Below are 12,628 nucleotides of genomic sequence, written 5' to 3'. Positions count from 1 at the left end.
GCATGCTTGTTTCAGTCCCTTGATCTTGCCACAGTTTAGAACCGAAATTTAACAGGCGAACTTCTAAGATTAGGCATGTTCCAACGGGGATGGCCTATGTGTCCTGCAAAACGACGGTTTGGCACGACTTTGTCGCCGGCAGCTGCCGATTGGCGAAGAAGGACGGCTGACCGAGATGCTGGCCGCATCCTGTTCGTCATCGTGCAAAAGAAAGCTGGACGATGACGAGCGAGCGCCATGACGGTCAAGCCCTGATGAACCAGCTGCCGGCCGTGACGACCGCAGGTTCAGCCCTGCTCGAACGCATCTCCTCGGCTTTATGGGTCTATGATCTCGATCTCGGGCATGTCGTCTGGGCCAATGCCGCCGGCCTACGCCTCTGGCACGCCAAAAGCCTGACCGAGCTGAGCGCGCGCAACCTCAAGCGCGGCATGTCGCCTGGCGTCGCCCGGCGGCTCGACCAGTATCGCAGCGACTTCGTTCAAGGGGACGCGCGCATCTGCGAGCGGTGGACGCTTTATCCGGGCGGCAAGCCGCAGCAGGTCATGGTGCGCATGAGCGGCGTGCGGCTGAGTGATGACCGCGTTGCGCTGTTTTGCGAATCCTATGATGTCGATGAGCAGACGCCCGATACACGCCGGCGCAGCGATGCCCTCCTGCACACGCCGCTGATGATCTCGCTGATCGACGCGGAAAGCGGGGATACGCTGTATCTCAATCCGGCGGCACATGATGCTTATGACAACCGGAAAGGCAATTTTGCCAAACGCTTCGAAAGAAAGCGGGATCATCGCGGCCTGATCGCCAGCCTGAAGAAAGCCGGCGAAGTGCAGCAGACCGTGCAGATCAGGACGACCGAGGGGCCGCGATGGCATGAGATCAGCGCCCGCTCCTGCCTGGATCCGGTCACCGGGCGTTCGGCCTTCCTGATCAGCGAAACCGATGTCAGCCGCCTGCGAGAGGCCGAGGAACGCGCCCGTCAGGCAGCGACAACCGATGCACTGACCGGTCTGCCCAATCGCATGGCGGTGGCCCCACTTCTGGAGGAGTTGATCAGGCACGCCCAGAAGCGTGGCCGCGAAATCGGCCTTCTCTTCATCGACATCGACCAGTTCAAGACCATCAATGATCTTTTGGGCCACACGTCTGGCGACAGTCTGTTGAAAGACATCGCGGAGCGGCTGAAAGCGCTCGCCCGCCCCGAAGACCGAATCGTCCGGCTGGGCGGCGACGAATTTCTCTATCTCGCGCCGCGCCGTTCGGGCATGGAGGCGGAGATGCCGGCGCTTGCCAACGAGATCCTGAGTTCGCTGTCGATCACGCTGCCGTTCGGCGAGCGGGCCATCACCGTAACCTCCAGCATCGGCGTCGCGCTTTATCCGCAGCATGCCGTCACAGAGCCAACGCTGATGCAATGCGCCGATCTCGCCATGTACGAGGCGAAGGGTGCAGGCCGGAACGCATTGCGGATCTTCCGCCCGCAAATGCAGAGCGCCTTCGAGGAGCGGCTGACCATGGCGGCGGATCTGCGCCAGTCGATGGAAGAGAATCACTTCGAGGTCTACTACCAGCCGCGCGTCTCAACGCGCGATCATGCCATCGTCGGGGCCGAGGCGCTGCTTCGCTGGAACCATCCCCGGCGCGGCATGGTGCCGCCGAACCAATTCATTCCGCTGTGCGAGGAAACAGGCCTCATCCGCGGCCTTGGCCTCTTCGTGCTGACCGCAGCCCTGCGCCAGCTGCATCAGTGGCAGCAGGCCGGCCATCGCATGTCCATGTCCGTCAACGTCTCCCAGCGCCAGCTCGCCGATGCGGATTTTGCCGCGCTGGTGGAGGACGTGCTGGCGGAAACGGAGGTCGCCGGCCCGTCGCTCGAACTCGAGCTGACGGAAACGATGATCCTTGAGGAATCGCCTGTGCTTCAGGCCAATATGAACCGCATCCGCCGCGCGGGCGTGCGGCTGTCGCTCGATGATTTCGGCACCGGCTATTCCAACCTTGCGCGTCTGCGCCAGGTGGAAATCGATTGCCTGAAGATCGATCGCAGCCTGATCAAGACGCTTCCCGACAATGCGGCCGTGACCAACATGGTCGTCGCGATTGCGAGGCTGATGGACGTCAAGGTGGTGGCGGAGGGCGTGGAAACGCCGGAACAAGCCGCTTGGGTGCGCGACGCGCATTGCCATGAAATCCAGGGCTTTCTCTTCGGCCGCCCCATGCCAGCCGCGCAGTTCACGGCGGTTCTCCAAAGACAGCGCGATGGCGAGCGCAGCGAAACGGCCGCCTGATGGACTGATCCATTCGCCCGGATCCGCGGCACAGAGCGTCAAGGATTGGGGGCAATCCTCCTCGACGCCGTTTTGTGAGCCGGATGGCTTGCTGACGTCATTTCAGCCGAAGGCAATCAAACCTACCCTTAATTGCAAATTTTCAGATCAACGGGCTTTCTGACGCAGTGTCGCTTTTTTGCCGTCTTGGTCGACAAAAAGCCGCCTCTGTCGCAGCAGAGCATTTTCCCCTAGGGATAATCCTGCCGATCAACTCTGTTACCAGTTGTCGCTTTATGTGTCTTGGCCGTGAGGGTCAAAGCGCTAGTGTGCGTCCATGCAGGATGGCGACCATATCTTGTGGTATGAGCGGCGGATGACGCCATCGCCGCCGTCAAGAAGACCAGTGCCTGCGCCATCGTCAGCGTCGAGATGGCGTCGTCCCTGAAGCCGGCTGCGAGGAGACCCTGCCAATTCGCCCAAATGGGGGATGAAATTAGCAATCTCTTGTTATACAACCGGTTGTGATTGATTTTTGACCGACCAAATGCGATCAGCCTAGGCTGACCTGAACGATTAGAGTGTTCCATCGGACATGACAGCAGATATCATTGGGCGTGCTTGCCTGGCACCGGGGGCCGATTCTCCACAAAGCCTTTTCCGCCTGCTTCGCCAAGGCAAGTGCACCGTGACCCAGATCCCGGCCGGACGGTGGGATCTCGCGCGCTTCTGGCATCCGGTCATGGGCAATGCCGGCAAGACCTATTCCTTTGCCGCCGGCGTGATCGACGGCATTTATGAATTCGACCCTGCCGTGTTCGGCATGTCGCAGCGCGAGGCCATGTATATGGATCCGCAGCAGCGCGTGCTGCTGCAGCTCGCCTGGCGTGCGCTGGAAGATGCCAATATTCCGGCCGCGTCGCTGCGTGGCGAGAATGTCGGCGTCTATGTCGGCGCGTCGAGCCTCGACCACGCCAATCTGACGGTGGAAGACCCTGCCGCGGCCGGTCCTTATTTCATGACCGGCAACACGCTGTCGGTGGTCTCCAACCGCATCTCGCATATTTTCGGCCTGAGCGGTCCGTCGATGACGGTGGACACGGCCTGTTCGTCTTCGCTGGTGGCACTCGATCAGGCGATGCGGGCGTTGAACAGCGGTGAAATCGACACGGCGATCGTCGGCGGCGTCAACATCCTCGCCCATCCCCTGCCCTTCGTCGGCTTCGCGCAGGCGCGCATGCTTTCGCCCGAGGGGCTCTGCCGTGCCTATGACAATGAAGGCATGGGCTATGTACGCGCCGAAGGAGGCGTGGTCTTCGTCCTTCGCCGCTCTGACCGGGTGCGCCAGGATCGCGATCGCAGCTATGCGCGCATCGTGGCCACCGGCGTCAATTCCGCCGGCCGTACCAATGGCATTTCCCTTCCGTCGCGCGAGGCGCAGGCGGCACTGCTGGGCTCGATCTATGACGGTCACGGCATCGATGCCAACCAGGTGGCCTTTGTCGAAGGGCATGGCACGGGCACCAAGGTGGGCGACCCCGCCGAGGTCTGGTCGATCGGCACCGTAATCGGCGCCAAGCGCCGCGCGCCCGTGCCGATCGGCTCGATCAAGTCCAATATCGGCCATACGGAGCCGGCATCCGGCCTGTTCGGCATGCTCAAGGCGATGATGGCGCTGGAGAACAACTATCTCCCGGCCTCGCTGCATTTCGACACGCCGAACGAAAACATCGACTTCGACGAGCTGAACGTCCGCGTCACCGCCAATCCGATCGAGCTTCTGCGCGGCAAGAAGGCGCGGCTGGCCGGCATCAATTCCTTCGGCTTTGGCGGCGCCAATGCCCATGTGGTGATCAGCGATCCCGAGCCCCTGCCGGAAGAGCGCCAGCGCGCCTCTGGCGGCGGCCATGTCTTCATCGCCAGCGCCCACACGGCCTCGGCGCTCGAAAGCCTGCTTTCGGCCTATCGGTCGAGCCTTGCCAAGGCATCGCGCGAGGAGGCACGCGCCATCGTTGCAGCCTCAGGCGCCAACCGGGCGGCGATGCGTCACCGTTTCGTGGTCCGCGCAGACGATCCGGCCGCCATCCAGCGCGCGATCACCGACCATATCGAAGATCCGACCAAGGGCATCGGCGAGGCTGGCGAGGCTGTGGGGCGCGACGCCAAGATCGCCTTCGTCTTCTCCGGAAACGGCGCTCAGTGGGCCGGCATGGGCGTTGACGCCTTCCGTGAAAACCTGCATTTCCGCCAGTGCTTCACCTCGGTCAGCGCGCTTTTCAAGTTCCATGCCGATCTGGACCTGACCGAGCTTTTGAACGATCCAACGCTCGAAAGCCGACTGTCCGACACGAAGATCGCCCAACCGCTGCTCTTCGCCATCCAGGCGGCCCTGTCCGACAGCCTGATCGCCATGGGCATCAAGCCTGCTGCCGTCTTCGGCCATTCGGTCGGCGAAATTGCTGCTGCCTACGCCGCCGGTGCCCTGTCGCTGGTCGATGCGGTGACCATTGTCGCCAAGCGCTCGCTGCACCAGGACATGCTGGCCGGCCAAGGCACCATGGCCGCCGTCATGCTGGGCGAAGAGGCCGCTCAGGCCTTCGCCAACGCCCATGGCATGAGTCAGGTCTGCATTGCCGCGATCAACGCCCATAATTCCGTAACGATTTCCGGCCCCACGGCAGAGGTCACCGCGTTCCGCGATGCCGCGCGCAAGGCCAAGATCCCGGCCCAGGTTCTGGATATCAACTACCCCTTCCACCACCCGATCATCGATCAGGCAAAGAAGGCCTTTCAGGGCGATCTGCCCGATATCGCGCCGCGCAATTCGGACATCACCTATATCTCGACGGTCACGGGCACGCCGCTCGACGGCGCCGAGCTCGATGCCGATTACTGGTGGAAGAACGTGCGCGAGCCCGTCCGCTTCGAAGCCGCCACCCATTCGGCGATTGCGCTGGGATGCACCCTGCTTCTGGAAATCTCGCCGCGTCCGATTCTCTCTTCCTATCTCAAGGAGACCGTGAAGCAGGCCGGCATTCCCGGCTCGGTCGTGCCGACACTCTATCGCGTGGCTGGCGAAAAGGATGTCGATCCGGTGGCCCGCGCCATGGCGCGTGCTGTGGCCCATGGCGCACCGATCGACGAAGCGCGGGTTTTCGGCAAGCGCAATGCTTTCATTCGCCTGCCGATCCTTCCCTTCGAGCCGACCGAACTGCACCCGGCAACGACGAGCGATTCGACCGATCTTTTCGGCCGTGGCGCCCGCTTCCCCTATACGCTGGCAGGTTGGCGCGCCGATCTGAACAGCGGCAGCTGGAAGAACCATGTGGATGCGCATCTCTTCCCTGATCTGGCCGAGCATGTCGTCGACGGCAAGCCGATCCTGCCCGGCAGTGGCTTCGTCGAGATCGCTCTGTCGGCTGCCCGCCAGTTCCATGGCGGCGCCGACGTCGAGGTGACCAACCTGGAAATCGTCCGGCCATTGGAACTCTCCGACAGCAGGATCATGGAGCTGTCCACCATCATCTCGCCGGAGACGGGCGATCTGGAAATCCGATCGCGCGAGCGGCTGTCCGAAGATGACTGGGCCGTGCATGCCGTTGCCCGCCTGCGCAAGCCGGCGGGGGAACCGGCCGGCGAGGAACGCCCCTCGTTTATCGGCATGGAGCGGAGCGCGACCGTCGAAAGCCAGGTGGCTTATGAGACGGCGCGTCAGTTTGGTCTGGATTACGGCCCGCGCTTCCAGCTCATGGCCAAGGCCGTGGCCTATGACGATCGTGTGATCGACGTGACGCTGAAGGCCCCTGCCGCGAATGGCCACCCCTTTGTCAGCTATGCGCTCAACCCGATTTCGGTCGATGCCACCTTCCATGGCATGGTTGCGCTGTTTGGCCGGCTGACCGGGGAGAACGGCGGCGCGCCCTATATTCCCGTGCGTTTTGGCAGCATTCGCCTGTCGCGCCCAGGCGAAACGGTGGTCCGCGCCGTGGCCGAGATCGAGCGCATCAGCGCTTATTCGATCAAGGCCGCCTTCCGCTTCTACAACGAGACCGGTGCGCTGATCGCCAGCTTCGCCGATTGCCGGTTCCGCCGCACCTTCCTGCGCCAGCACAAGACGCTCGACGGCCTGAGCTATCACTACCAGACGATCGCGCATCCGCGTTCGCCGTCGCTGGCCGGCGCGGCCGAGCGGGCGCCGCTTGCCTGGCCGCTGGTTGCCGCGGCACAGGGCGAGGATGTCGACAACACGACGCTGCTGCTGAATGCCGCAATCTATCGCGCGGCGCATGAGATCGCGCTCGCCCTGTCACGCGGTGGCGAACGGCTCGACACGGTCGATCTGCCAGGCGATTTTGCCTTCCGCTGCTTCCTGACGAGCTGCCTTTTCACGCTGGAGGATGCTGGCCTTGCTCGCCACACCGGCGAAACCTGGTCGATCGCGACCGACTATTCGCTGCCGCCGGTCGGAGACATTCTGAAAGAGGTCTATGCCGAGCGGTCGGGCCGCGTGGTGGAAGCCGTGCTGGTCAACAATGTTCACGGGGAAGCCCTTGAACGGCTCGAGCGGCTGCGTGCAAGCGAGGCGAGCGATGGCGATATCCTCAGCTTCCCGACACCCGTTGCCAGCGACGCGACGCTGGACCATCAGGCCGTTCATTCCGAAGCGGTGGAACACCGTATGGCCATCGTGCTCGATGCCGTCACGACGGCGCTGGAGCAGGCGGGACGCGGGCGTGCCTTGCGCATTCTCGAAGCCGGCACGCTTTCGCCGGCCTTCAGCCAGCGGCTGGCAAACCTTGCCGATGCCCATGGTGCAACGCTCGCCTTGTTCGAGCCGCGTGACAATGCGCACCGCAATCTGGAGCTGGCCTTCGAACAGACGCCGCAGGTCGAGATCGTCAAGGCCGATCGCTTGGCCGATCTCGGCGGCCTCGACGTCGTGGTCAGCGCATCGGATGTCTTCTCGACGCTGATCGATGAGGATACGGCATTGCGCGGCGTCCTGCGCGCCGGTCTTCTGGACGGCGGCGTGCTCGTTAGCGCCGCCAGCGCGCCATCGATCTTCGCGGATTTCTGCTACGGCCTGTCGGATAGCTGGTTTGCCCGAAGCCAGACGGCCGAATTCCCGGTTGGCCGCCTCGCCACCCCGCAGCAATGGCAAAACAGCCTGGACGAACTCGGCCTCAAGAATATCGAGGTCGAAGAGCGCGAGTTTGGCGCGGGAATGGTTCTGGTCACCCAGGCCCGGGGCGCAGCCGTGCCGGCCGCGCTCGATCCCGCCATGGATGCAGGCAGCCTGATGATCATCGCGGCGCCGGGCTCTGCTGGTGGCGATGCGCAACGCATTGTCGCGCGCGGTGACCTGGATGCCGATCAGGCGCTCTTTGCCCAGAGCCTGAACGCGCTTCATGGCCGCCGGCCGCGCGCGCTGTTCGTCTCGCCCGCCGAGGACGATGACGATGCCGCCGAGGCGCTGCAGGCCCACATGCTCGCGCTCAGCGCCTTTGCCCGCGCCACGCGTGAACATTACGGCGCCAGCGAGCCGACGGGCGATGCCCGCCCGCAACTGGTGCTGGCCCTGCCGGGCGGTGCGCCTTGCGAACAGCCGCAGGCCGTCTCCCCCGTCAATGCCGGCTTGTGGACCTTCGCCCGCGTTTTGCAGAACGAATATGATCTGCTTGACGTCTATCTGATCGACAGCGGTGCGGCCGATCCGGTCACGACGGCGGCCGAGGTGCTGGCGCTCGCCGATGACGAGCGCGAATGGCTTGTCGATGCCCGCAACGGCCTGTCGGTTCTGCGCGCCGTTCCCGGCCCTGCTCCGGCTGCCGCGCGCGACACGGACGATTTTTCCGCTGCCACCATTCGCCAGCGCGTCGCCTCGCAGGTGGGGAGCATCGCCTGGGAAGAAGCCAGCGTGCCGACACCGGGCCCCGGTGAGATCGTCGTCAAGGTCGCCGCCACAGGCCTCAACTTCCGCGACGTGATGTGGGCCATGGGCCTGCTGCCGGAAGAAGCGCTGCAGGATGGCTTTGCCGGCGCGACGATCGGCATGGAACTTTCGGGCCACGTCGTTGCCGTCGGCAGCGATGTCACCGATCTCGAAGCCGGCGATCCGGTGATGGCGATTGCCTCCGCGGCCTTCTCCACGCACGCCGTGGTCGCCCGCGAAGGCGTGGCACGGCTGCCGCGTAGCCTCGATCCGGTCGCTGCCGCCACCGTTCCGGTCGCCTTCCTCACGGCCTATTACGCCATGGTGGAGCTTGGCCGCATTCGGGAAGGTGAGACGATCCTCATTCATGGCGCGGCCGGCGGTGTCGGCCTTGCCGCCTTGCAGGTCGCCAAGCTCTTCGGCGCCAAGGTCGTCGCAACGGCCGGCACGCGCGAGAAGCGCCGCTTCCTGCGCATGCTGGGCGCCGATCATGTCTTTGACAGCCGCTCCATGGGCTTCGTCGCGGATGTCAGGGCCGCAACCGGCGGCGCAGGCGTCGATCTGGTTCTCAATTCGCTTTTCGGCGATGCGATGGAGCAGAGCCTTGGGCTGGTGAAGCCGTTCGGCCGGTTCCTGGAGCTCGGCAAGCGCGACTATTATGCCGATAGCAAAATCGGGCTCAGGCCCTTCCGCAAGAACATCAGCTATTTCGGCATCGACGCCGACCAGTTGCTGGTGAATCAGCCCGACCTGACGCGACGGATCTTCACCGAGATCGGCGCGCTGTTCGACGATGGACGCCTGTCGCCCCTGCCCTACCGCGCCTTCCGGCATGACGAGATCGGCCAGGCGTTCCGCCTGATGCAGAATGCCGGCCATATCGGCAAGATCGTCGTGCGTCCGCCGGTTCGTGGACAGGATCTGGTGGCCCGCCTGCCCCGTCGCGCAGTCCCGGCTTCGGCCGATGGCGTCCATCTCGTGGTCGGAGGCATCGGCGGCTTCGGCCTGATAGCGGCGCAATGGCTGGTGGATCGTGGCGCGCGGCGTCTGGCCCTGGCCACCCGGCGCGGCCAGCCGGACGCCCAGACTCTGGCAGCGGTTGCCCGCTGGGAGAGCCGCGGCGTCAAGGCCAGCTTGCATGCCTGCGACGTGACGGATGCAAAGGCCACGGAAGCACTCCTTGCCCAGTTGCGCGCCGAAGCGCCGCTGGTCTCGGTGATCCACGCTGCCATGGTGCTGGATGACGCGCTGATCGCCAATCTCGATGCAGGCCGCAACCGGCCGGTGGTCGAGGTCAAGGCGAAGGGTGCGGCCAATCTCGACCGGCTTACGCGTGAGGACAGGCTGGACATGTTCCTCCTGTTCTCGTCGGCGACGACGCTGGTGGGCAATCCCGGCCAGGGTAACTATGTCGCGGCCAATGGCTTCCTCGAAGGACTGGCCAGACGGCGCCGTGCGGAAGGATTGCCGGCGCTGGCCGTCGGCTTCGGCGCAATCGCCGATGCCGGCTATCTGACGCAGAATGCCGAGGTCAACGAGATCCTGTCCAAGCGCATCGGCAAGACGGCGCTGAAGGCTCGCCAGGCACTGGATGAGGTCGCCGCCTATATGAGCCGCGACCCGGGCACGCCCGACGCGGCCGTGGTGATGATTTCCGATTTCGACTGGGGAGCGGCTCGGTCGCTGCCCGTCGTGCGTGGGCCGCTGTTCGAGGTGGTGTTGCGCGGGGCCGACCAGCATGCGGGCGCCAGCGATGGCACGACACTCGATCTGGTGGCGCTGATCGAGGGCAAGTCGCCGGATGATGCCGAGGCCCTGCTGTTCGACATCGTCGCCGGCGAGATCGCGGCTATTCTGCGCGTCTCCAAGGACACGATCAATCGCAACAAGATCCTCAAGGAAATCGGTCTTGATAGCCTCATGGCGGTTGAACTCGGCATCAGCTTCCAGCAGAACACCGGCTTCGACATGCCGCTCTCAGGCGTTGCGGAAACGACAACGGTGGGCGATGTCACGCGCAAGCTCTATGAAAAAGTGAGCAAGCGTGATCAGGATGCCCCGGAAGAGCCGCAGGACGACAGCAAGATGGTGAGCGAACTCGCCAAGCGTCACCTTGGCAGCGCCATCGAGAAAGAGGCCACAGGGTCATGAACCAGGACGGGCAACGCCCCTTCTCCCCGAAAATGAGCAGCAGCCTGAAGGAAAATCTGATCGACCGGATGCGCAATACGCACCAGTCCTCGGAACGAAACCGCATGGCCCGCACCGAGCGCGAGGCGCCGGTGACGGTGCGGCGCAAGCAGCCGCGTTTTGAGGACATGCCCGAATACAAGCAAGTCCTGACCCAGCAGCTTGCCAGCCAACAGCTTCATATCGACAACCCCTTCTACCGCGCGCATGAGACGGCGGCGGGTGCCACCACCGTGATCGACGGTCGCAAGCTGGTGAATTTCGCCTCCTACGACTATCTGGGCTTCAACAAGCATCCCAATGTGCTGGCTGCGGCCAGGACGGCGATCGAGGGTTTCGGCATTTCCGCCTCTGCCAGCCGGCTGGTGGCGGGAGAGCGGCCGATGCATGCCGAACTCGAAGAGCGCCTGGCCACCTTCTACGGCGTCGATTCGGCCATCGCCTTCGTTAGCGGCTATCTGACCAATGTCGCGGCGATCTCCTGCCTCATGGGTCCGCAGGACCTCGTCGTGCATGACGAGTTCATTCACAACAGCGCCCTGGCCGGGATTAAGCTCTCAGGCGCCACGCGTCGGCTTTTCAAGCACAATGACGCGGCCGATCTCGACCATGTTCTGCGCACCGTCGCCGGTGATTATCGCCGCATCCTCGTCATCGTTGAAGGCGTCTATTCGATGGATGGCGACGTTGCCAACCTGCCGGCTATTCTCAAGCTGAAGGCGGAATATGGCTTCTGGCTGATGGTGGACGAGGCTCACGCGCTTGGCATTCTCGGCGCCAAGGGACGCGGCACTTTCGAGCATTTCGGGATCGACTCCAAAGAGATCGATATCTGGATGGGGACGCTGTCGAAGACCACGTCGAGCTGCGGCGGCTACATTGCCGGCAGTGCGGCGCTGATCGCGATCCTGAAAGCCCAGGCCGGCGGCTTCGTCTACAGCGTCGGCCTCGCGCCTGCGCTGGCGGCCTCGGCCATTGCCAGCCTCGATATTCTCCGCAAAGAGCCCGAACGCGCCGCCGCGCTGCGGCGCAATGGCGCGCTGTTCCTCAAGCTTGCCCAGGAGGCCGGGCTCGACACGGGCCTAAGCGGCGGTTTTTCCGTCGTGCCGATCCTGGTGGGCGACTCGCTGCGGGCCGTGCAGCTTTCCAACGACCTCCTAGCGGCCGGCATCAATGCCCTGCCGATCATCCATCCCGCCGTACCGGAAGGCCAGGCGCGGCTTCGCTTCTTCATCACCAGCGACCATACAGAGGCGCAGATTCGCGAGACCGTGGCGGTAACGGCCGAACGGCTGAAGGGCTTGACTGAGCGTAACTTCGGCCTTGCATCAATCGATGTCGAACAGATGATGAAGCTGCTTGCCAACCAATGATCCTCGGCAGCACCGTGTCTGACGGCCGCTCCTCCGCTGCTGAGCATGTGGTGATCACAGGCGGGTCGAGTGGCATCGGGCTGGCGGTGGCCAGGATCTACGCGGCGAGAGGCGCGCGCGTGACGCTGATCGCGCGCGGGCAGGCCGCGCTCGATGCCGCTGCGGCCACGCTTCGCACGCTCTCGCCCTCGGCTTCCATTGGCGTCCAAACCGCCGATATTGCCGACAACGCTGCCGTGGCGGACGCGCTTGCCCAAGCCGAGGCCCGGTTTGGTCCCTGCAGCATTCTGATCGCTTGTGCCGGCGTGGTGACACCCGCCCGCTTCGACATGCTGTCCTCACCTGACTTCGACCGGCAGATCGCCGTCAACCTGATCGGCACCGCCAACACCATCCGTGCCGGTCTGCCGGGCCTGCGCAAGGCCGGTGGGGGCCGGCTGATGATCGTCGGCTCGGGAGCGGGACTGATCGGCCTCTATGGCTATGCAGCCTATTGCGCCTCGAAGACGGCCTTGATTGGCCTCGCGGAGGCGCTGCGGCTAGAACTGGCCGAGGATGGCATCAGCATCGGCCTCTGCTTTCCGCCCGACACAGAAACGCCGCAACTGGACCAGGAGCGCCATCTGCGGCCTGCAGAGGCCGAGATCATGATGGGCAAGGTTGCCCCCTGGCCTGCGGAAAAGGTGGCCCGGCGCATCGTCGCAGCCATAGACCGCCGCAGGGCCACGCTGTTCTTCACGCTGGAACTTGCCTTGCTCGGCCGGCTCGGCGCACTTCTCCGGCCGCTCCTCTATGTCTGGTTCGCCCGCCAGATCACGGCCTATCGACGCCGGCGGCAATAGACGATCGCGCGCGGAACGCCGATG

4 protein-coding genes are annotated in these 12,628 nt (G+C 64.2%); all 4 read left to right on the top strand.

The genetic code is table 11. From position 1 onward, the window contains the following. Positions 1 to 221 precede the first annotated feature (221 nt). The 4 genes from BMX61_RS12275 (at position 222) to BMX61_RS12260 (ending at position 12,604) form a co-directional block, all read left to right on the top strand. Positions 222 to 2,288, top strand: a complete 2,067-nt coding sequence (locus tag BMX61_RS12275; protein WP_083639608.1) for a putative bifunctional diguanylate cyclase/phosphodiesterase — start codon at positions 222 to 224, stop codon at positions 2,286 to 2,288. A gap of 574 nt (positions 2,289 to 2,862) precedes the next feature. Further along, the gene (locus BMX61_RS12270; RefSeq protein ID WP_075629443.1) at positions 2,863 to 10,350 is read left to right on the top strand and encodes a type I polyketide synthase; all 7,488 of its coding nucleotides are present in this window, start codon (positions 2,863 to 2,865) and stop codon (positions 10,348 to 10,350) included. Further along, positions 10,347 to 11,762, top strand: a complete 1,416-nt coding sequence (locus BMX61_RS12265) for an aminotransferase class I/II-fold pyridoxal phosphate-dependent enzyme (protein WP_075629444.1) — start codon at positions 10,347 to 10,349, stop codon at positions 11,760 to 11,762. The genes BMX61_RS12270 and BMX61_RS12265 overlap by 4 nt, the downstream gene beginning before the upstream one ends. Next, a complete protein-coding gene (locus tag BMX61_RS12260; RefSeq protein ID WP_075629445.1) occupies positions 11,759 to 12,604 on the top strand; it encodes an SDR family NAD(P)-dependent oxidoreductase in 846 nt (281 codons plus the stop codon). Before BMX61_RS12265 ends, BMX61_RS12260 begins: the two co-directional genes overlap by 4 nt. Positions 12,605 to 12,628 lie beyond the last annotated feature (24 nt).

The sequence above is a fragment of the Xaviernesmea oryzae genome, from assembly GCF_900109605.1.
Taxonomy (GTDB): Bacteria; Pseudomonadota; Alphaproteobacteria; order Rhizobiales; family Rhizobiaceae; genus Xaviernesmea; species Xaviernesmea oryzae.
This window is presented reverse-complemented; position numbering and strand designations above follow the sequence as displayed.